Genomic DNA, 23,062 nt, shown 5'->3' on the forward strand with positions numbered 1-23,062 from the left:
TGATGAAACTTCGTTGCAATAACGTACTTGTTATTAACTAATTACATTTTTATTACAGAACTATAGGATAGGAGCTTGCCAAGGTAGGTTTGTATTCTGCTTTCTGATGCTGAAAACAGCATCCGGACTTCTGTAAAGTTCAATTCTTTTAAATAATAGACACCTTTCATTCAAAATAATACCCTGAATATTTTTTTGAAAGACCCCATATATCTATCAATGGTAAAAAAACAAATAATCAAAACTTTTCATCCGGGATACTTTCTGATTATCAGAAGGTCTCTGGGGTTTTGTTATTTATTTTTTTGTTTCACGTCATTCCCGTCACAGACATTTATCCATAATAAGAATTTCCTGCATAGCCATAAAGGAACTGTAATTCATATAGAACAGGATTCACAAACAGAAGCTGTTATTTTCATTGCAGATAAAACAGAGATTTCAGGATTAGAAAACATCAGTTCTTCCAAATATATAATAAAACAAAAAAACACCAAACTTTCAGACAAAGCCGCTAAAAAAAGAAGCTCTGATAAGAGTGTCAGGAAGCTGACTGGAGATAAAATGAATTCCTCTTCGCAGGTTTCCACTGTACATAAAACTTCTCCGGTAATCAGAAATATTTTCCAGCCAAAATCCAGCGAATATTTCACTACAGGCAGCCATTTTAATAATTCTGCGGTGATTCCTGCCGGTAATTTGAATATAAAAATAGCAGTGCTTTCTGCACCTTATTTTAACAGATTCAGGAATTTTTCATTAGATCCATCATTTGAAAAAAAATATTTATCCTTATTGATTTATAAGGTCTTAATTAATAATCATACCGTAAGGCCTCCTCCCTGTAATGCCATATAAATATTTGTAATACAGTGAAAAAATATCCTGTATTGCATCTTATTATCCGCTTTATTATAAATGTATAATGTCGTTCTGTTTCTATGGAATAGATCAGGCGGATTCTTTAAGTTATTAAATTTTATACAATTAGATGAGAAAAACAAACATATTAATTTGGTGTATATTCTGCTTTTTCAGCAGTATGATATACGCCCAGACTCCGGGGGGAGTTGCAGGAACCACAATTGAGTACTGGTTGAGCGCAGATCAGGTACAAGCAAGTTTGCCTGCCGATGGTTCAGATATTACTGCTTGGCAAGATCTATCAGGAAATGGAAGAAACTTTAGTAACGGAGAAGCAAATCCATTTTTTCCAAAGTTTAATAAATCTGCTATGAATTTTCACTCAGCAGTAGATTTTTATTTTCAGGACTCAGATGATGGAGGACCAAGTGACGCCAATAATAGAAGAAGAAAACTTATAGCAAATGCTAATTCATTAGTGCCGAATACAGGCAGATCTTATTTTGTGATTTGGATTTCTAAATTGGATCAGGGGAACTCGGCTTCGGAAGCTACAGTATTTGGTCTTAATGGAGATACAAGTTCAGGAACCACCAATGGAAATCAATATGGATGGAATGGCAGCAACGGAAGATTATGGCATAGAACAAGAGCTACTGCATATACTCATAATAGTACAGCAGAGCGGAATTATGGAATTGGGATTGCTGTATTACCAAATAATAGCGGAACTGCCCAACAACAATATCTTAATGCTTTAGCAAGCTCAACATCTATGCCGGGAAGAACATTAGGAACAGGAACGTTTCCTAGTGTAATAGGTACTTCGGCAACAGATACAGGCTCTGATCGTTATTTCTTTGGAGAAGTTATGGAGATTATAGTAATGTCAAAAACTGGTACAGGAAATACACTTACTGCTGATGAGTTAAAAAAAATAAACACACATCTTGCCGTTAAATATGGTATCACATTAAATGCATCACAGACAGATTATATTCTTTCTGACGGTACATCCATTTATAATAGTGCCAATGCAGGATATACGGCTTATAATAAGGATATTTTCGGTATTGCCAGAGATAATGCCAGCGGTTTATACCAAAAGCAGTCTGCAAGTACAGACAACCCTGTACTGACCGTTTATTTGGGAAGCACAATAGCAGAAACCAATGCTGAAAATACAGAAACTATGACAGATAAAAATGCACTTATGTTTGGTGCTAATGGCCTGTCAGGAAATGCTTCTTATTCTCATGATGTTGGGACTGCGTTTCAAAACTATACATTACAGTCGAATACAGATCCGGTTACAGGGGCTATCACATCAGAAAGATTGTCAATTATTTTCAATTATAAATTAAGAGCCCAGACTACAGGACAGTCTTCTTTCACGGTAAATATGAAACCCGGCCAGGGAGAATGGCTTTTAGTAAGCAGCGATCCTACTTTTGCTCCGGCTAACACAAGAATCTACAAGATTACCGGAGGAAACGTAAATAACGTAGTAATCAACAATGGAGATTACGTAGGCTTTACATCATTTATTAAAGCACCTGCTGGAGTTGCAAACGGGTTGAAAATGTGGCTGAATGCTTCTAAAGAAAGTACCATTACATTAAACGGTGCAGGAGAAGTAATTAACTGGGTAGACCATGCAGGATACGGAACTACGTTTTCTAAGATTACTTCGAATTCCACAGCTCCGTTATATATGAGCTGTGATGAGAAGATGAACTTCCACCCGTCAGTATATTTCCGTCAGTCAGCGCAGTATTTATCGACACGTAAAGGTCCTTTTAGTGTTGCTGCCCCGGATGATTATACCATTTTTACAGCACTTAATGCTAACTTCAATACTTCAAACCGTATCTATTTTACATCTTACGGATCATTAACCCGAAGCCTATACCCTGCATTAGGGGTAAGAGAAGGTGCTACTAACCTGCAGGGAAGAGCCAGAATATATGACAGCGGCGGAGCAGGAGCTGTAGACGGTACCGCCATATTATTTAATGGTGGAGCTACAACAGCTATGGCGCATACCATGAAGAAAAATACCTATTTCCGGTTATATGCAGACAGCTATATGGAACAGCTTAACGAAACCAGTGCCGGACGAGGATCAAGAATGAACGGACCTGGTACTCTTGGTTATGGAGGATCATCCGATTCAAGAAACCTAATAGGGGTTATAGGAGAGCATATTGCTTACGAAGGAGATCTTTCAGATGCAGACCGTTATAAAATAGATTCTTACCTGGGATTAAAATACGGAATTACCACAGACAGAAACAAAACATCCAATACAGTTAACTTTGATTTCGTTTTGTCAGACGGAACAATCGTTTGGCCGGGAACTTCTAACAGTGCGTATAATAATTATCACCACAATGTAGCCTCTGTAGTAAGAGACGATGTGGCAGATTTATACAACAGACAGGCTAAATCTACCGATTTAGGAGCAATCCTGCATATGGGAGTAGGTACATCATTAGGATGTAATGCCCAGCTTACGGATATTATTAATGATAAGTCTGCCCTTACATGGGGACATAATGCACAGCCGGTTACAACACTTTCATTAGCCGGAAATACAGCGATATGCGGTGCATTTGACAGCAAAATTAATGGCAGAATCTGGTTAGTGGATAATACAAACTTTAACCAGAGTGTTTTGGTAAGAGCAGCAGGCGGGGACTTCCCGTACAGCGGTGCCAACTGGCAGGTGTATATGCTGGTAGCAGACAGTGAAGCTAAATTTGCAGCGAATAACTGGGATGAAGCTATTCCAATGACATTCTCCAATGGAGGACACCAGGCGAATTATAATTTTAACGATAAGAAAACGTATATTTCATTTGCAGCAAAACAGCTGCCTGGAGCGTGCGAAGCCTGTACATTCAGCGGAGTTAAAAAATTAGAGTTCAATACATGGACAAGAGGAGCAATGACCAAATCTTATGATTTAGGTGACGGATTTACAGCTAACGTAAATGTAACCATTGAATCTCCTGCCACTATGAGGACCAACTATCCAAGAGCTTCCGACTATAGATCATTGAGAGAATATAGAAGAGGAGATATTACCAAGAAGATGACCACAAAAGTTACCTTCTCAAAATCTGCCAATGCAAAATTTGAAATTTTTGAAATCAGCAGAAGAACAGGAAGACTGGATAATGTAGAAGTGTACGGTATGTGCAGCGGAGGAAAAGTTTATCCTAAGCTAAGTTATACAAGAACTGCAGCAAGATCTTCTTATACTATCCTTGCTGACGGAAAATCTGTTGCAAAACCAATGTCTTCTTCTTATACAAGCACAAGAGGAAGAATGCAGGTAGAATTTGATCAGGCTGTAGAAGAAATATACATTGTACATTATGGAACCGGAAGTACTTCCGGAAGCGGAAATATGAGAATTGGTATAGGAGCCATGAAGCTGTCTTGTCCTAAAGCTCTCCCTCCGGCAAATGAAGACGGTTTAATATTTACCAAAGAAGCAGATACTGATGTACTGTTATGTAACGAAGTGAACTTTGCTTATAAAGTTTACAACACAAACTGTGCAGTAAAAACAGTTAATTTTACAGATGTACTGCCTGCAGGAATGAAATGGTTAGGAAACAGCCTTTCAGCAGATCAGAATAATGATGCAGCTGTAGATGCAGCGCCGTTATATGCTAACGGAAATACAATCAGCCTTACAGGTATAACTGTTCCTGGATCAGGATATGTTACAATCAGAGGAAAAGCGTATTTTGAAGATACGGCAGCAGCAGGATTATATGATACAGGACATGCTTCCATCAGCTATGTAAGCCTTGGTGTAAACAAAACACTTCAAAGTTGTGACACATATGCGGCAGGCTGTGCAGTAACCACAGTAAATGCCCTGCCTACTCCAAACAGACCAAAACCTATTGTTGTCAATTCTTATGTTACAGACAAATCGTGTTACGATTCTGAAGGAGTAATTACAGTTACCTTAACAGTAGACAACCAAAATGCTTCTGCTGTTTCAGATGCAGTAGTAGATTTTAACTACACTGATACCTTTACATTGGTAGCGAATTCATTAAAAATCAACAATAATGATTTCCCGGCCGCCTCTTTAGAGACTACAGCAGGTGATATTTCTGTTGACGGATTTAATCTGCCGGCAGGTGTCAGCACGATTACATTTAAGTTAAAAGCTCCTATTGTTGCCTCATTAATACCGGTGCCAGACGTTTTATCTATAGCTTATGACCTGTCGACTTCAGGAGAATCAGACTGTCAGCCTCTGGTTATTAGCGATAATAATGATGAACTTAATGTACCGTTCTGTGCTTACTGTACTCAAAACCCTTCTACTGCAGCAGGTGTGAAATCTTCTGTAGGTATATCAACGCTTAAAACACAAGATGTTCAGGCTTGGATGAACGGCGTTAAAAATGGACAGATTGTAATAGAATCTAAAGAAAAAGGATTCATCATTACAAGAACTACAAGAGCTTCTATTGCACAGCCGGTTGCAGGTATGATTATTTACGATACAACCAGTGATGCAAACTGTATCAGTTTATACAATGGTACTGCCTGGAAGTGTATAGAGAGAAAGTGTAACCAATAATGCTATTTATATCTCTGTCTGTTTATGACAGGCAGAGATTAATCAAAATTTTTATTAACATGAAAAAATTATTTTTATATATAGGCTTTCTTTCTTTTTCGGGCTTGGCTTTAGGTCAGGTGGCAATAGGAAAAAGCACTATAACAAACAATAGTGTTTTATTAGAGTTTGATGACTCGGCATCAAATGCAAAAGGAATTATTCTGCCTTCTGTAAGTACAGTCCCTTCGGCTCCTGTTAACGGAACTTTTATTTTCAATGCAAACACAAAGAAAATTGAAGTTTACCAAAACGGCAGCTGGGTAGGACTTACAGATGCGGGAAATATTACAGGGCTTTATAATAACAGCTCTTCAGAAGTTGCTTCTGCCGGAGTTATTATTGGGAATAAAGACACAGCACCCAAAGGAGCTTTAGTGCTGGAAAGTGATAACAAAGCATTGATTCTTCCAAAAATTGGAAACCCGCATACTGCTGTAGGTTCTCCATATCCCGGAATGATCTGTTATGATACCGTAAGTAACTCTTTAGCTGTTTTTGATGGCAATGTCTGGAGTTATTGGAAGTAAAAATGAAATTTAACTATTCTATTTTAATTGCCGCTTACGAAAGTAAGCGGTAATTTTTTTAACCCCTTATATTTCATAATAAAAAAACACCTGATGTCATTTCTCCTGTTAAAATCCTTAAATGAATATTGGGTTAGTGTAGTAAGTGACTCATATTCAATTGATTTTGACAGACAAGTTTATATCCTCGCGAGTGTTTATGAGGGGGTATTTTTTGTGCGAAAAAAAGACAATTGCAATAATTTTGCACAATTAATATTAAATACTGTTTTCCTTAAAACAGCCTAAGATATTAACAAAAAACACAGTTAAAATTTAAATGATGAAAAAAGCTTTATTAATAACATCTATGTTATTTTCAGTTGCTGTTTTTGGACAGGTAGGTATCAATACGGGAAATCCTAATTCCAAATCAGGCCTGCATGTATCCGAAAGAAATGATCCTGCAAGTACATCCGCACCGGACAGATATAGCGGTGTCATTGTACCGCGTTATACAACAGGGGAAAGAGCGAATATTAATCCCGCTGCCACTGAAAACGGATTAACCATCTATAACGTTACCTCCAACTGTTATAACATATGGAACTGGAATGCACAGACCTCAACAGGTGCCTGGGCAGAATCATGCGGGCAGAAACCCGCAAGTGTGGATTTTACCAATTGTGCGGCTGTTAAAGTAGAAGGCGTTTATAACTCGGATCTGCTGGTAGGCGGGAACCAAACCGTGAGAATTGTGGTTCCGGTAAACGTTACCGCTTTAGGAACCTACAGCTACTCTGGTCTTATTAATGGAGTGACCTTCAAGGCAGAAGGGACATTCGTTAATTTGGGAGCCCAGAACGTATACTTATACCCTTCCTCAGGTACACCAACAGTGGCATCTACTACCGCTACAGGTTCTGTAACCATTGCACCCACCAACGCTGCTGGAGCAGCAGGAATTACATGCAGTAATATTTCATTAAAATTTATTAGCAGAGCTTCTTCTACAATGATTATTCTTAATCTGCAGGGAGACCAGAATGGATCTAATCTTTTAGGTCCCGGAACAAATACAGGCGTTTACACTACCGTGGGATCCTGGCTGAACGGCGGTGCATATTCTACAGCATTGGCAGCAAAAACCTATGCAGGAACTGCGGCGGTTTCCCTTATTAATGTACCGGCCGGTAATGCAGGAGATATAACCAGATTCAATAACCTGTTGAAAAGAGCATCTATTGTTTGGGTAGGTGCAAGAGAATGGACTGCAAGCCAGGGGACAGCTTATGGAAACTTATTAAAAGACTGGGTTGCTGCGAAACAGGGAATAGTAATGATAACAGGAGACAAAGATGAAGAAGGAGGCATTGCCCAGGCAATGGGATATTATATAGAAAATGGAGATGCCCAGGCAAGTTCCGCTACTGGCTACACCGTACTGCCGGAAGTCTTTAATAACACAGCCATACCTACACCTTTTAACCCGTCGGGATATACCTTTGGATGGAGTTCTTCTAATGCAGGGCTTATCAGCTCCAATGCAGGAGTAGAAATAGCAGAGCTTACAGCAGGAAGCAGTGCAGGGGGTACCGTAATGTTCGGAGATACTACAAACGGAGTATTTATTTTCGGAGATAAATTCGGAGAGGGAAGCAGCAATGGAACAGCCGCACAAAGAAACAACTTTGGGAATTATCTGGTTGATATTTTCGCATGGTCCCTTAAAAATGCACCAGTAAAATAAAATTTTATTACAACTAAAACAGGGAAAGGTAGAATAGTACTTTTTCCCTGTTTACAAATATTTTCTAAAGGATTATAGAACTAAATCCAATAGAGCACACACTAAGGAATGAATTAATTATAAACTAAAACAATGAAAAAGATTTTAATACCGGTATTATTCTTGCCATTTGCTATCTCTGCCCAGAACCTTTTCCAGATGGAAGTTTCTACGCAGAATAATGATGTAGAAATAAGAGCAAATAATACAGCTGATATTGCAAGTTCTGACCTGGAGCTTGCAGGGAGAGACGGAACTGTTTCTCAGGAAACCTATTTAAGATTTGAAGGTATTACATTGCCCTCAGATGCGGTTATCAATAATGCCTACCTTGTATTCTATGGTGATGAGGCAAGCAGTACTCCGACTGTTATAAAAATTACCGGGGAAATAGGAGGCTCTCTGGCATATCCTGCATCTACTGCGGCGACAACCGGACAGAACATAAAGTCAAGAAATTACAGCACCTCTTTTGCAGAATGGATAACCGCCGGCTGTGTACTGAACCAAAAATACCAGTCACCGGATTTGAAAAACGTTATTCAGGAAATGTTCCCTAACGGGATCAGCAATGCTGATCTTGCATTCCGCCTGCAGGGAAATGAGCAGGGTGCCTTTACTGTAAAATCTTTCTCAGATGCTGCCTACAGACCAAAGCTGGTTATAGATTACTGGTCTATGCAGGGATCTACAGCATCAGTAGTTGCATCAGCTAATGATGACGGACGCGAAAGTACATCTGGTGTGATGACATTAGGAAGTGCTTATCTCCAAATCGGAGGAAGAGCTGATTCCAAAGATAATGCAGTCCGTTTTCAGAATGTTCAGATTCCGGCAGATGCACAAATCACAGATGCTTATATCGAATTTTATACCTATGGGGCAAGCCCGGCAGGAAATGCCGATATCTATTCCGAAATTGGGAACCCGGATATCTACAGTACTGCGGCAAAAAATATAACTTTAAGAGAACGTTCAGTAAATAAAGTAAACTGGCAGACTGCGGCATGGACTGCTGACTTTACCAAAAACCGCACACCCAACCTCAAAAATATTATAGAAGAAAACCGCCTGAGCGGATGGCAGTCTGGCAATAGCCTTGCTTTTCAGTTTAAAGGGACAGGAACAAATAACAGTATGGCAGTACGTTCTTTCGAAGGCGGTGTCAACTACCGTCCAAGGTTGGTAGTAGAATATCAGAACAACGGGCAGGGAGCATCTATTGACGGAGCAGTAACTGATCCGGCTTTAATGAACCAGCTTTATATTAATGAGATTTCTTCTCAGGGTACTGTAGCACAAGATGAAGACTGGATAGAATTATACAATAACAGTGACGACAACCTGCATATAAAAGGAGGAATCTATCTATCCAACAAAAGTACAGACAGAACATTACACGAGCTTAAAAATATCTTTATTCCCGCTCATGGATTTGCTGTTTTTCAGGCGGATAAAAAAACTGAAAAAGGAAATCAGCATTTAAATTTTGACCTGAAAAATTCCGGAGCTACCATTTATCTTTCCAGAAAAGAAGCAGGAAATATTGTTTCCCAGAATGAACTGACTTACGGAAATGTACCTTTTAACCAATCTGTAGGAAGGCTGCCGAATGGTACAGGAAGCCTAACCAATTTTATTACACCTACCTATAAAGTATCTAATGCAGAAGGAAAACAAAAATTAGATCTTGCATTCAGTAAAGAAAGAGGAATCTATCCGTCAGGATTTGATCTGACAATTTCTGCACCGGCCGGTACAACCATTAAATATACACTTGATGGGAAATATCCGTCAGAAACGGTGGGAACTGTGTATTCCGGGCCCATTACTATAGACAAGACATCCGTTGTTAAAGTATATGCATATAACGCGGCCGGTAATTCGGAGACCATAGCACAGACTTATGTTCTGAAAAATAACTATGCCAATGAAAATACAAGCGGAGGATATAACCAATGGCTGTATAAATCTAATATTACGGCAGATGAATATGCTCAGGCTATTGCAGAAATACCGGTAGTTTCTGTCTCTACAAATGCTGAACCCAGCAATACTGTATGGGCACAGGGATCAGTAGAATACATTGATAATAATGTGTACAGCGGAAGAGCCAATTTCTTCAGCAATTCAATGACAAGAAAATTCGGGCAGGAAAGTGTAGCTTTTTACAATCCGAACCTTAAGTTTAAGTTCAATGCCGATGCAGGTGTGAAGAAGGCTAATTATCCTTTCTTTGATGCCTACCCGGGAGATGCTTTCGAAATGCCTGAAAAAATTCAGACCATCGAATTGAAACAGGGGCAGGATAACGCAACAAGAAATGTATACAACCTTGGATTTATGCGTTACAGCGAAAAAATTTCGATGAATCTGCAGAAAGAAATGGGGAAATATGCATTGGAAACCCGTTATGTTAACCTCTTTATTAACGGTAAATACCGCGGCCTGAAAACAATGCGTAATGACTTTAATCCCAATAACCTTGAAGAAGTATTTGGAGATAATGATGATAACTACACAAAAGTAAATCTTCAGGACGGGTATTTCACCAACGGAATTGTAGAAGCCGGAGACGGTGATACTGCGGTTTGGAATACCATCAGAAGTACTGCTACAGCCAGAAATTTCCAGCAGTTCAAAAACCTGGTAGATGTAGATGATCTGATCAAGTTCCAGATCATGTTTATGTTTACCGATACCGAAAACGAAGCGGTGGCTATCACCCATAATACAGATGCTGATGTAATGAAAGCCAAATTTATGATCAATGATACGGACGGATCATTCTTTGGAGGACTTACAGCTTCATCATCCAACGTAACGCTGAATCCGTTAGGATTTGCCGGCGGTGGCGGAAATTATAAGTACAAATGGCAGTTGACTGCCAGCAGAAATGGTCCGGGTGCACTTTTTGGACAGTTTATGGGTTCAAATACGAATGCTTCCACAGGAAATTTAGAGTTCAAGACTCTGGTTAAAGATGCTGTATTGAAATATATAGGTCCAGCTTCCGGCAGTTTCTCAGGAACAGACGGAGCTCCTTTATCTGTAGCACATGTACAGAATAAAATGACTGAAACGATGGCTGAGCTAGACAGAGTGTATAAACTTGATGCCGCCTATATGGGCTACACGGGTAATGTTTACCAGCAGTGGAAAACCGTTGATTATCCCCGTATTTTGGCGCAGGTGCCGGAAAGAGTAGGATTTACCCTAAAAAAATGGCTGGAATATAATATGGCGCACACACTGTCTGCTACCAATATTCTTGCTGCAGATGTTATTACGGAAACAGACAATATTCAGATTGATAATCCGAATTCAGGAACACAGCTTTATTATACGCTGAACGGGAAAGACCCGATGGGCAATGACGGAGTGGTTTCTTCTGATGCTCATCTATATAACGGAACATTTACACTGCCTGCAGGAAACTACAGTATTGCGGTACGTCCATTTACTACCAATAACTGGGGACCTATTTCATCCAAAGCAGTAAAAGTGGAAGCTCCGGAACTTGGTAAATTTGTGATTGCAGGAATTAACTATAAACCGCTTACTAATGGAGATGCCGAATTCGTATTAATATCAAATCCAGGTAATGCTGATCTGGATGTTTCCGGTTATACCATCTCTGATGCGGTAAACTATACATTCCCTCAGGGAACGGTAATCGGTCAAAATCAGACTATTATGCTGGCGAAAAACCTGTCGTTAATCTCAGGATTTGACCAGTATGCCAAATACCAGTGGACCAGCGGAAGTCTTAGTAATTCTGGTGAACCAATGACCTTTAAGGATGTATCAGGAAATACAATAGACTATGTTTCTTACAGCAGTGCTGCACCATGGCCGGCTGAGGCAAACGGACAGGGATACTATCTGAAACTTATTGCTCCGGATCTGGATAATACACTTCCGGGAAGCTGGGAATCAAAATCTTTAACCTCTTCAAATGCCAAGAAAGGCTCTTCAAAACCTGTTGATAAGACAGAAGCGGTTACTTTGGCAAGCATAAGGGTGTATCCAAACCCTGTAAAAGATGTCTTACATATTGATCTGAAGGAGAAATCTGTAATCACAATTTACAATACCGGCGGACAGATGATTGAAACAAAATCGCTGAACGAAGGCAATAATACCCTACATGTTTCATACTGGAATAAAGGAATTTACCTGATCAGTATCTCCGGACAGAAAGAAACAAAAACGTATAAAGTAATTAAAGAATAATCAAATTTAAAACAGGCCCCCTGATCAAAGCATACACACAAATGATGGGAGAGAATCCTCATAGGGGGCTTATTTTTTATTTTTCTAAAGACCGGACCTCATTTATATATGAATAGAATTCACCTTAAAAATCACTAATTATGGCCATTAATTTTAAAAACATCCATATAGGAAATCTGATACAACAAAAAGTAACGGAAAATCAAATAGAGATGTCCCGTATCTGTAATTTTCTGAAATTATCCGAAGATGAAATAGTCAATATGTTTCAGACTGAAAACCTTGATTCTGATATTCTTTTAAGATGGAGTAAGCTTCTGAAATATGATTTTTTCAGACTATATTCTCAGCATTTAATATTATATGCTCCACCTGTAGGAACCGCTTTAAAGAAAGAAGTAAGTAATATGCCCGTATTTAGAAAGCATATTTACACCAAAGAGATTATAGATTTTATTTTGGAATTAGTCAATGGTAAGGAGAAAACGAAGCAGCAGATTATTGATGAATATAAAATTCCCAAAACCACTTTATATAAATGGATTGCCAAACAACCGGATAGAACTGTTAAAAAAATAAAAAATGAATTGTCCCAATTATAATAAGATTTATACTGATTTAATTGAAAGAAAATTTCCCGAAAAAAAAGAGGAATTTGCTCCTTTGCTTACAAGAGAAATAAAAAACTCACTTGAAATTATTAAGATCAATAATATAATTTTTAATCGGCAGGACAAAGAAATAAATTTTTTAAACCAAAGATTACGTTCTTATGATGAAGAGAGTATTAAAAGAGTTTTAGAATATCAGGTATCTAACAGGCTTAATAATCGAGAGATGGCTAGCCTTTTCAAATTCAGCAGAAATACAATTGCCAAATGGAGGAAAACATTTGCCAAATAGTCTATTTAAATTAATAAAGCCTTTCAATAGCTGAAAGGCTTTTTAATTACTTGTTATTCTTTATTTCGTCAGGTCAAGGCCACCGAAGTTGCCGGAGCTCATCATGAGGAAAACACCGTTTGTTTTGTCTAAAGTTTGCCAGTATGCATGAAGATCTTCAGCATTTGTAAATACCCTCAATCTGTCATTCTTAAACTTCTCTTTAATAAATTCCGGAGAAATCGGTTCCATTCTTTTGATTTTTAAAGCATCTTCAGAATAGAAAACAATGGCTTCATCCAAACCGTCCATAGCGTGATCGTACTGTTCAAGGAAAACAGGGTTTAAGCTTGAATAAGTATGAAGCTCCAGGAATCCGTATTTTTTTTCTTTTTTAAACTGCTCGCAGAAAGCTTTTACTGTAGCCTTTACCTTGCTTGGTGCATGGGCAAAATCTTTGTATAAAGTTCCCTGGTCTTCTCTTTCTACTTTTTCAAGACGCTTTGAAGCACCTTTGAAGCTCATAATGGCTTCGTAGAAATCTTCATCCATGATCCCCAGCTGCCGGCAGATATGTCTTGCTCCTTCCATATTCAGCAAATTGTGGGAACCGAAAACGGAAAGAGGAACATCGCCCATTTCAGTTTTCAGGTATACTTTTCCATTGCTGATTTCATATTCAGGGGTTTTGTAAGGAATTTTCCTGAAATAATTTTCAGCAGCTTCCACCACTTTTACCACTTCTGCATCCTCTTCATTGTATACCAGAACGCCGCCCGGAGTAATACTTGCAACAAATTTTCTGAACTGATCTATATAATCATCAAATGTTTTGAATACATTAATATGGTCCCACGCAATACCACTCATCAAAGCAATATTCGGCTGATACAGAAGAAACTTTGAACGCAGATCGATAGGAGAGGAAAGGTATTCATCACCTTCCAGTACCATAAAATCATTTTCCTGCGTTAGTTTTACCATACAGTCAAAACCTTCAAGTTGTGCCCCTACCATAAAATCCACGTCTTTTTGGTGGAAGTTCAGTACATGAAGAATCATTGAAGTGATTGTTGTTTTTCCGTGTGAACCGGCAATTACCACTCTTGTCTTGTTTTTAGACTGTTCGTAAAGGAACTCAGGATATGAATAAATTTTTAAACCCAGCTCTTTTGCTTTTGCCAGTTCAGGGTTATCCTGATGAGCATGCATTCCAAGAATAACAGCATCAATATCCGGAGTTATTTTTTCCGGGAACCAGCCCATTTCCTGAGGCAGAATTCCTTTCTTTTCCAGCCTGGATTTTGAAGGTTCAAAAATAGCATCATCCGAACCTGTTACCTGATATCCTTTGTCTTTTAACGCAATAGCAAGATTATGCATGGCGCTTCCGCCAATAGCAATGAAGTGGGTTTTCAACTTTATTTACTGTTTTTTACATTGTTATTAATAATATCCTGAAAAGCATTCAGAATATTGTTCCAGTTTGTTGTAAAGTTTGGCATCATCATGCTGGCATCTGACTTGTTGCCTTCATTCGGGCCTTTTTTTACATTGATGGAAGTGGTCACATTATCATACAGTTTTTTGTGATCTTCCTGTATTCTTCTGAAATTGTTCTGGGAAAGTGTCTGATCCAGTTTTTTTAGATCTTCATCAGAAATTTTAAAATCCTGTTTGTATTTTTTCCCGCCTTCCTCCAGGGAATAATGAACATTATTACCCTTGATGAGTACATTTTCATATCTGGGAGCATAACCTCCGCTTTTGGAATAACTTATATCAAAATCTGAATATACTTTCTGGCTGTTGCACGAAACTAATACTATGATCGTGAATAAGATCCCTAATATTTTGTTCATAATTTTCTACTTACTTTAATTATTTGAATCCTTTTCTAATTTTTTAGCTTTAAGTTCTTCATCATAATTGTGCAGTACATTGAAATCTTCAGTCTGCTCGATGGCAGTCATAATTTTCAATAAAATTTCAGGCGCTTTTTCATTGTCATAATCTATATCCAGAGGTGCCTTAAACTCCATGGTAGGTTTTACGCCCGTAACCTTTACACGGAGGCCTTTTTTGTCAAATGCCCTTCTGAATCCGTTGATTTTGATAGGAATCACAATAGGGCGCTGGTTTTTAACCAGTTTGGCTGTACCTCTTCGTCCCTGGGCAAAAGCAGATGTAGTACCTTGAGGGAAAGTAGCTACCCAGCCGTTGTCCAAAGCTTTCATAATATTGTCAACCTCAGTAAGATCCACCATTCTGTTGACATTTTTGCCTTCTGCTCTCCAGGTTCTTTTTACCGTTACAGCACCGGCAATCTTGAAAATCTTCGGAAGAATTCCTTTATTCATGGTTTCTTCTGCTGCCACATAATAAAAATCAATCTTTGGATTGAGCAGATAAATAGGGTTTTTAATCGTATCAAGATATCCATTGTTTACAGCACAGAATGCATGGTACATTGCTGCCACATCTGCAAAATAGGTCTGATGGTTGGATACGAAAAGCACGTTGGAATCTGGAAGATCCACAAGGTGTTCTGTACCGGTTATCCTTAATTTATTAAAGCCGTTGAATCTTCTGTAAGATACAATCCCTAAAATAAAAATAATAAACCTTTTTAAAAAATAAGGTGTTCCGAATGCATCGGTGAAAATATTTTTCTTCGCCATCTCTCAATTAAACACGGTAATGCAAAGTTACATTTTTTTCAGTAACTGGCTAAACTCACTCAATATCATTGCTGTAGCCCCCCAGATAATATACCCGTTGAAATTAATGACCGGAACTTCATGTCCGGCAGCACCTGGCAGTGCCATAATTTCAGGGTTATCCGGAAGACTGAGAAAAGAAGTAATAGGAAATTCTATAGTTTCTACCGCCTCACTCTGCTGAAGAACGAAAAGCGGATTCTTTTTAGTATACGAAATGTATGGATAAACATAAAAATTACTTGGCGGAATATAAATAGGAGACATTTCCCTGATTACCCTTATGTAATGTTTATCTATCCCGATCTCTTCCGAGGTTTCACGTACAGCAGTTTCAGCGAAGTCTCTGTCCAGCTCTTCACGCTTTCCGCCGGGTAGGGAGATTTGTCCGCTGTGCCTGTCGTGTTCATTAATGGTTCTTTGGATCAGCGGGAAATACCATTCATTATCTTTTAAATAGAGTACAATATTAACGGCCGCAAACTTTGGGTTTTTTGCCAGCACTTCATCATACGTAAATACAGGTCGGGAAGGAGGTGAAAATACTCCGTGGGCATTGATCCCGGGCAGCTCTACATTTGTAATTTTCCTCAATAAATCTTTTCCAAAACTTTCCATACATCAAATTTAGCAATATATACTGAAGAAAAGAAGAGGCATTAACATTAATTAACCATTGACAGATAATTAAAAAATTGAATGATTAAAAGGTTTAAAAGTTGAAATGCTGAAAAATAAAGAAAAATTTTTTAATTGAATAATTGGAGTTATTTTTTGTATCTATGTGTAAATCATGGTGTAATATACCGTATTTTTACGTAACTGAAACAAGTGATGCGGGGAAAACCGTAAACAGTTACTTTCAAAACGGTAAACAGTGATTTTTAAAATTTACACTTTAGCAGTGGTTTTTCATTTTGGTTTAGCGTATACCTTTGTCATACTATTAACCAATTAATTTTTATCAAAATGAAAAACTTTATTACAGGTGTATTTACACTAATGGCCATGAGTTTCAGCTTCGCACAATCAAATATTGATGTTACTGCCCAGATCGGAAACTTGAATACTGCTACTGTTGACCAAACAGGACTTTTGAATATCAACAGCCTTACACAGGATGGAAACCGTAATACGGCAGACATTGACCAAGTAGGTGTTCTGAATGTTAACACGGCTGAAAGTATCGGTAACAGAAACTCTATTGACGTAGACCAAACTGGTCTTGCCAACACTAATGACGTAAGCCAACAGGGAAACAGAAACTCTGCAGTAACCTGGCAGCTTGGTGCATTTAACTCTACAGAACAAACTCAGATCGGAAGAAGAAATGAAACATCTTCTGTACAGCTCGGTATAGGAAACTCCGTGGTACAATATCAGGATGGAAGAAGAAACGATGCTTCAGCTATTCAGGTAGGTAACGGAAACGATGCCTATCAGATCCAGCTTGGAAGAAGAAACGAAGCAAGCGGTCTTCAGATAGGTGACGATAACCTTTTAATACAATACCAGGATGGTAATGATAACAGTGCAATGCACGATCAGGTAGGTGACGATAACGTTGCTGCTTCCGTTCAGATCGGTGATGACAATACAGCTATGGGTGTACAGGTTGGAAACAGCAACCAGTTATATCAAATTCAATTAGGAGATTCCAATACAGCAATTGATGTTCAGATGGGTAACAATAACTTTACCTGGGTAGCACAAAGCGGAGACGCTCACATTCATGTAGGAACTCAAATGGGTAACGGAAATTCAATGGTGGTTAATCAATCTAATTAAAATATGTACTGTAATTTAAAATAAAAGGAGAGGCTGCGGTTATCTCCTTTTTTAAGCTTTTCATGATGAAACATACCCAGAAACCGTGATTTTATATCTATCCCTGCTGGGTGTGTTTTTCTCAATCTTCTATTCGTGTACCTTTATTAAAAATTAATACCATGTTTAAACCGGGATGGGGTGCCTTTACACTTTTCGCAGTACTCTGTGTGCAAGCGCAGCAACTAGACTGGGATAAGGTCAACAGCAATACGGTTCTTGATCTTATGGCAAGACAGCAGACGGAACAAACGCTTTATGGTTCCAGTATTATACAAATAGGGGACTATAATAATGCAGAACTTTCTCTTAATGCTAAAACAAACATTGCCGTACAACAGCTGGGAGATTTCAATACACTTTATTTCATCAATTCTTTTACAGATAAAGAAACCAGAACAGCAGTTACTGCGCAGGGGAATAACAATATTATTGATATTACCGGAAGCAACAGCGTTTCAGACGGGATGCAGATCAGTGTAAAAGGCGACAACAAGACCATTTTTATGAGGAATTATTAAAATACAAATGATGAAAACTTTTTATTCTTTAAGTCTGTATACTTTATTTATCTTCCTGTCTGCAATGGTTGATGGGCAGGAGGATAAAAAAGTAAATGCCAGGATAGAAAGCAGTATCCTTGAAAACCAGATCAGGCTTAAAGCGGTTGTAACCAATAATACAGCAGTTTATAAAGAATTAAATTACCTGTTAGTTTCCATCAAAAAAGGCAATGCCGGAAATCTTTCCAATAACCAGCAGAGCGGAAAATTCTCCATAAACCCCAATGAAGTAAAAATTTTATCCGAGATCAATGTTAACCTTCAGCAGAAAGATGCTTTGAAAGCTTTTCTCTACATAAAAGATGAAGAAACTCAGAAGCTCATTGCAAAAGACAGTCTTGAAGTAAATACAGATCTGTTCAAAAAGAAAACCGCCAAAGTAGAAGAAGATGCAGTCTTTGAACTGAAAGGGCTCACCATTGATGAAACCAAAACAAAGGTCGGGAAAGATTTTTATGACCTTTTCTATCTCCAGTACAGCCAGATTCCGGATAAAAGCAGCGGCGCGGTTACCATCTCCGAACTTCCCCTTCGCGGAACCAGCGGGCAGATCAACATCCAGATCGAGGATAAAGTAATTTACAGCTTTATGACCAATCCAGGCGAAGATTACCTGAAAGAACAGCTGGCAGCCAGCTTAAAATATATCAAAGAGTTTAATGCAAAGAAAAATCTTATTAAAAATGAATTTATCTACTAAAAACGTCCGCCATGAAAACCTTTATCATTATTTTAATCTTTATTGCGGGTATTTTCTCCGGAAAATCTCAGCAGCTCGTTTATAAGCCCATTAATCCGGCCTTCGGAGGTGATACTTTTAATTACCAGTGGCTTTTAAGTTCAGCAAATGCTCAGAATCAGTTTGATGAAAAAGATGATTACAGCAGTTTGCTTGATGATGTTAATTCTCTGAACAGTTTCAGCCAGAGCCTCAACAGGCAGGTACTGAGTGAACTGTCCAGGAAATTGTTTGAAGATCAGTTCGGGGAGGGCAGTATAAAGCCCGGAAATTATCTTTTCGGTTCGCTCTATCTGCAGATTACAACTACCGCCCAGGGACTTTTGATCAATATTTTGGATACCAGCACAGGCGATCAGTCCGAGATCGTAATTCCAAAATAAAAAATAACTAAAAACCAGACTTATCATGAGAACTTACACTTACACCAGAATTTTTTTCTGTACGTTCCTGCTGTGCCTAATGCAGGCCTGCAGTTCGATCCTGGGTCTTCCTTCCGATCCTGAAAGATCCACCATGGGAGAACTCACCCCTTCTACTACAGAACTGAGGAATCTTCCTCTCCCCAAAGAAAAAATCGTTATAGGTGTCTACAAATTCAGAGACCAGACCGGCCAGTATAAACCGTCAGAAAGCGGGAATAACTGGAGCACGGCGGTTCCCCAGGGAACTACAACCATCCTCATTAAAGCATTGGAAGACAGCAGATGGTTTATTCCAATCGAAAGAGAAAATATTGCCAATCTTTTAAACGAAAGGCAGATTATCCGGTCCACAAGACAGGAATACATGAAAGATGCCGAAAAAAACAGCCAGTCGCTTCCACCTCTTCTTTATGCGGGAATTCTTCTAGAAGGTGGCGTTATTTCCTACGACAGCAATGTAATGACCGGCGGTCTGGGAGCAAGATACTTCGGAATCGGAGCTTCCACACAATACCGCCAGGACAGGATTACCATATACCTGCGTGCTGTTTCTACCCTTAACGGCGAAATCCTTAAAACAGTCTATACTTCTAAAACCATTCTTTCCACAAGTGTGAACGGAAGCTTTTTCAGATATATTGATACGGAAAGATTATTGGAAGCGGAAGTGGGACTTACCCAAAATGAGCCTGTACAGCTTGCCGTAACCGAATCCATAGAGAAAGCGGTAAGATCTCTTATTGTAGAAGGAATCAGGGATAAAATATGGGGGAAAGCATCTGAAAACTTAACGGGATACCAGGCCCTGATCAATGATTATAATAAAGAGCAGGAAAAAAATGTAGGTAGATCGGTTGGCAATAAGTTTCCTGAAAATTACAGACAGAAAATGTCCGTTTTCGCCAACATAGAAGCTCAGAAAATCAAAGATGATTATGTGAATCCTGAGATGAATGCCGGTGGAAAACTGGGAATCAAATATTTTATAAGTCCCAATTTTAATCTTGAAGCCAGCGGAAGCTTTTTCACGTTAGAAAATAAGAATATTGTTAAAAGAAATTATATTGTTCCTGAGCTTAACCTCGAATTTCTTCTGTTTCCAAAATACAGGTTCAGTCCATATGTATATGGTGGATTGGGGGCTATGTTTTCAAAATACAAACCCCAGTATAAAGGCCAGGTGGGCGGAGGTTTGGAGTATATGATCGGTAATAATACCGCAATCCGGGCTTCCTCACAGTATGATATCGGCTTTAAAGATAACTGGGAAGGCATGGTAAATGGGAAAAGAAAAGACCAGGCACTCCGGTTCGCAATTGGAATCAACTTCTATCTTGGAAACAAATAAAAACATGAACTATGAAAACTTTAATCAAAATACTCAGCATATTCATCCTTACTTTTTGTCTGTTTTCATGTGATGAAGATCTTGTGGATCAGGCTCAGACAGGGATATTGAAAGGAAAAGTTGTAAAAAGAGGTACCAATGTGCCTATTCCTAATGTGAAAGTTTTTACAGCACCAACTACTCAGACTGTTTTCAGCGGTACAGACGGCACATTCGAAATTGCTTCTATGCCTGTGGGAAATTATTCTGTGAAAGCCGAATTATCAGGTTATATCACCACTTTTCAGGGTGTTAATATACAAAACCAGGGCCAGGTTGTTACCGTGGTCTTTGAGATGGACGATGACGAATCGCTCAACTCTCCTCCTTCTGCACCGCAGCTGCTAAGTCCGGTAGACAATGCGGTCAATCAACCTTTGAACGTTGAGCTGACATGGACTGCTACAGATCCTGATACTGCCGATGTTTTAAAATATAGTTTAACAATTAAAAATAACCTTGATACAAATGTTATTCAGGTTAATGATTTGGCAGTGAATCATTATTCGCTGACCAATTTGAAGTTTGGTGTTAGTTACTTCTGGCAGGTGTCTGTTTCGGACGGCATTCACCCGCCAGTTTTAAGTTCCATCAGTAAATTTACCACCAATACAGTTCCGGCCAACCGCTATCATTATGTACAGAAACAGAATGGAAACTTTGTCATCATGTCCAGTAATGATCAGGGAAACAGTTTCCAGTTTACCAATTCTTCCTATAACAGCTGGAGGCCGAGAAAAAACAATAATGCAGGACTGATTGCATTTCTGCGGACCGAGGGTGGAAGTACCCATATTTATACTGCAAATCCTGATGGGTCAAATCCTTTCAAGGTAACGACAGTACCTGCTGCAGGATTTAACAATTATGAATTGGATTTTGCATGGAATACAAACGGTCAGGAAATTCTCTATTCAAATTTCAATAAGTTATACAGAATTAATAAAGATGGAAGCGGACTGACTCTTGTTTACACAACTCCGGACGGCAGCATGATCTCTGAATGTGACTGGAGCTATGACGGCAGCCGGATTGCTTTAAAAACCAATGACTACAGCGGTTACAATACAAAGATTTATATTATAGATATGACAGGAAGCGTATTGAAAACCGTTCTGACAGGATCATTAGGAGCATCCGGAGGACTGAATTTTTCTGTAGACGGACAAATGCTTGTTTTCACCCGTGATATTTCAGGATATCAGGACGGAAGCGGAAATTACCGTCAGCTAGATTCCCATATCTTTATCTATAACCTGACCAATGATACGGTATACGATATTTCTGAGGAAAGCGAAAAACCAATGGGAACCAATGATCTTGATCCAAGATTCTCTCCAAATAATGCCCAGGTCATCTTTATGAATACTTCCAATGACAATATATCACAGAAAAATGTGATGGTTATTGATCTCAACAGTACGATGACCGATCTTTCCAGGGCTTCTCTTTTCAGCAACGGCGAAATGCCGGATTACGAGTAAAGGAAAGTAGAATAATAAGGAATGGCCAATTGTCAATAGATAATTGGCCATTTTTTGTAGGGGAGTGAAGGATGTATAGTTCGTGTTTCCGGATTCGGGGGTTGAAAGGCTTCAGAATTTTTTTATGTGTATTTTGGTGATTGCTGGCTCTGGGTAAAGATTTTATGAAGAAACCATTATGAAATCAATCCGGAATAAAAAAATTCCAAACATTGTGGTTTGGAATCTTCGGGAGTTAATCAAAATGGTTTTTTTTTCATCAGTCGATAATGTGGTTTTCTAAGGCATATTTTACTATTCCTACGGAATTTTTTGCGTTTAATTTTAGAAGTATCCTTTTGCGGTGGGTTTCTACGGTGTTGATGCTTATGAAGAGTTTTTCAGAAATATCTTTGCTGCTGAAGCCGTCGCATATCAGTTTGAGGATCTCCATTTCTCTGCGTGTAAGGGGCTCTTTAATATGCGGATTGGGTTTTCCTTCTTCGCTGCTGATAAAATTGATCATTCTTTCTTTTGCATGATCGCAAATATAGATTTCATTTAAAAGCAGGACATTTATAGATTTCAGGAATTCGTCGTATCTGCTGTTTTTGTCGAGATAGCTTTTTATGCCCTTGTTAAAAAGCTTCCGGATGTCGATCATATCATAACTATTGCCTATGACAATAATTTTGATTTGTTTGTTTGTTGAGGTAATGTCTTCTGTAAGTCTGAAAATATCTGTAAGCATCAGCATATTGGAGCTTAGTACCAGAATTTCCGGGGGATCTAATTTTAATTGTTCAAATAGGTGTTCATAAGAATTACAAATGTCAATCGTGTTAAAAATTTTGCTCTGTGAGAGCAGTTTTGATAAACCTTCTGTGTAGAGTAACGGTTCATCAAAAATAGTTAATCTCGGTTTCATCATGGTTAGTTTTGTTTATATAAAAATATAAAAAAATATTTACATTTTACATAAAAATAATAAATATTTACACTTT

Annotated in this window: 18 protein-coding genes; 13 read left to right on the plus strand and 5 right to left on the minus strand. The window is 38.5% G+C overall.

The annotated features are described in order from the left end of the window. Positions 1-219: 219 nt before the first annotated feature. From HNP36_RS00485 to HNP36_RS00515, 7 genes are all read left to right on the plus strand, one after another. Entirely contained in the window at positions 220-858 is a 639-nt protein-coding gene (locus HNP36_RS00485) for a hypothetical protein (RefSeq protein WP_184161875.1), read from the plus strand. A 133-nt stretch (positions 859-991) separates the two neighbouring features. Continuing rightward, positions 992-5,479 carry a hypothetical protein gene (locus HNP36_RS00490; protein WP_184161871.1) on the plus strand — a complete coding sequence of 1,496 codons (4,488 nt, stop codon included), beginning with the start codon at positions 992-994 and terminating at the stop codon, positions 5,477-5,479. Positions 5,480-5,538: 59 nt separating this feature from the next. After that, positions 5,539-6,048, plus strand: a complete 510-nt coding sequence (locus tag HNP36_RS00495; protein ID WP_184161868.1) for a hypothetical protein — start codon at positions 5,539-5,541, stop codon at positions 6,046-6,048. Between the two features lie 349 nt (positions 6,049-6,397). Continuing rightward, a complete protein-coding gene (locus tag HNP36_RS00500; RefSeq protein ID WP_184161865.1) occupies positions 6,398-7,777 on the plus strand; it encodes a hypothetical protein in 1,380 nt (459 codons plus the stop codon). Positions 7,778-7,909: 132 nt separating this feature from the next. Continuing rightward, positions 7,910-12,052 (plus strand): lamin tail domain-containing protein, encoded by a 4,143-nt coding sequence (locus HNP36_RS00505; RefSeq protein WP_184161862.1) that lies wholly within the window; start codon positions 7,910-7,912, stop codon positions 12,050-12,052. 140 nt (positions 12,053-12,192) lie between these two features. Beyond that, entirely contained in the window at positions 12,193-12,654 is a 462-nt protein-coding gene (locus tag HNP36_RS00510) for a transposase (protein ID WP_194304115.1), read from the plus strand. Continuing rightward, a complete protein-coding gene (locus HNP36_RS00515; protein WP_184161859.1) occupies positions 12,635-12,955 on the plus strand; it encodes a helix-turn-helix domain-containing protein in 321 nt (106 codons plus the stop codon). The genes HNP36_RS00510 and HNP36_RS00515 overlap by 20 nt, the downstream gene beginning before the upstream one ends. 60 nt (positions 12,956-13,015) lie before the next feature. On the opposite strand, the gene HNP36_RS00520 is transcribed toward HNP36_RS00515, so the two are convergent. From HNP36_RS00520 to HNP36_RS00535, 4 genes are read right to left on the minus strand one after another with little or no spacing between them, the layout of a single operon-like run. Next, positions 13,016-14,353: a UDP-N-acetylmuramate--L-alanine ligase gene (locus HNP36_RS00520; protein ID WP_184161856.1), complete on the minus strand. Its 1,338-nt coding sequence runs from the start codon at positions 14,351-14,353 to the stop codon at positions 13,016-13,018. Positions 14,354-14,355: 2 nt separating this feature from the next. Continuing rightward, positions 14,356-14,796, minus strand: coding sequence for a hypothetical protein (locus tag HNP36_RS00525; protein WP_184161853.1), 441 nt, complete (start codon positions 14,794-14,796; stop codon positions 14,356-14,358). A gap of 15 nt (positions 14,797-14,811) precedes the next feature. Beyond that, entirely contained in the window at positions 14,812-15,615 is an 804-nt protein-coding gene (locus HNP36_RS00530; RefSeq protein WP_184161850.1) for a lysophospholipid acyltransferase family protein, read from the minus strand. Between the two features lie 27 nt (positions 15,616-15,642). Then, positions 15,643-16,272, minus strand: coding sequence for an NUDIX hydrolase (locus HNP36_RS00535; RefSeq protein ID WP_184161848.1), 630 nt, complete (start codon positions 16,270-16,272; stop codon positions 15,643-15,645). Positions 16,273-16,623: 351 nt separating this feature from the next. Between HNP36_RS00535 and HNP36_RS00540 the strand changes: the two genes are divergently transcribed. The 6 genes from HNP36_RS00540 to HNP36_RS00565 all read left to right on the plus strand — a co-directional run bounded on the left by HNP36_RS00540 (position 16,624) and on the right by HNP36_RS00565 (position 22,079). Next, the gene (locus HNP36_RS00540; protein ID WP_184161845.1) at positions 16,624-17,442 is read left to right on the plus strand and encodes a hypothetical protein; all 819 of its coding nucleotides are present in this window, start codon (positions 16,624-16,626) and stop codon (positions 17,440-17,442) included. Positions 17,443-17,603: 161 nt separating this feature from the next. After that, positions 17,604-18,002, plus strand: a complete 399-nt coding sequence (locus tag HNP36_RS00545; RefSeq protein WP_184161842.1) for a hypothetical protein — start codon at positions 17,604-17,606, stop codon at positions 18,000-18,002. A gap of 7 nt (positions 18,003-18,009) precedes the next feature. Next, the gene (locus HNP36_RS00550; RefSeq protein WP_228456194.1) at positions 18,010-18,744 is read left to right on the plus strand and encodes a curli production assembly/transport protein CsgE; all 735 of its coding nucleotides are present in this window, start codon (positions 18,010-18,012) and stop codon (positions 18,742-18,744) included. A gap of 11 nt (positions 18,745-18,755) precedes the next feature. Then, positions 18,756-19,166 carry a curli production assembly/transport component CsgF gene (locus HNP36_RS00555; protein ID WP_184161839.1) on the plus strand — a complete coding sequence of 137 codons (411 nt, stop codon included), beginning with the start codon at positions 18,756-18,758 and terminating at the stop codon, positions 19,164-19,166. Positions 19,167-19,191: 25 nt separating this feature from the next. After that, on the plus strand, positions 19,192-20,556 hold the full coding sequence (locus HNP36_RS00560; protein ID WP_184161836.1) for a CsgG/HfaB family protein: 1,365 nt from the start codon (positions 19,192-19,194) through the stop codon (positions 20,554-20,556). 11 nt (positions 20,557-20,567) lie between these two features. Further along, positions 20,568-22,079: a carboxypeptidase-like regulatory domain-containing protein gene (locus tag HNP36_RS00565; protein ID WP_184161833.1), complete on the plus strand. Its 1,512-nt coding sequence runs from the start codon at positions 20,568-20,570 to the stop codon at positions 22,077-22,079. A 259-nt stretch (positions 22,080-22,338) separates the two neighbouring features. Here the strand turns inward: HNP36_RS00565 and HNP36_RS00570 are convergent, their stop codons facing one another. Then, positions 22,339-22,989, minus strand: a complete 651-nt coding sequence (locus HNP36_RS00570) for a response regulator transcription factor (RefSeq protein ID WP_228456196.1) — start codon at positions 22,987-22,989, stop codon at positions 22,339-22,341. Between the last annotated feature and the right edge of the window lie 73 nt (positions 22,990-23,062).

The sequence above is a fragment of the Chryseobacterium shigense genome, from assembly GCF_014207845.1.
Lineage (GTDB): Bacteria > Bacteroidota > Bacteroidia > Flavobacteriales > Weeksellaceae > Chryseobacterium > Chryseobacterium shigense_A.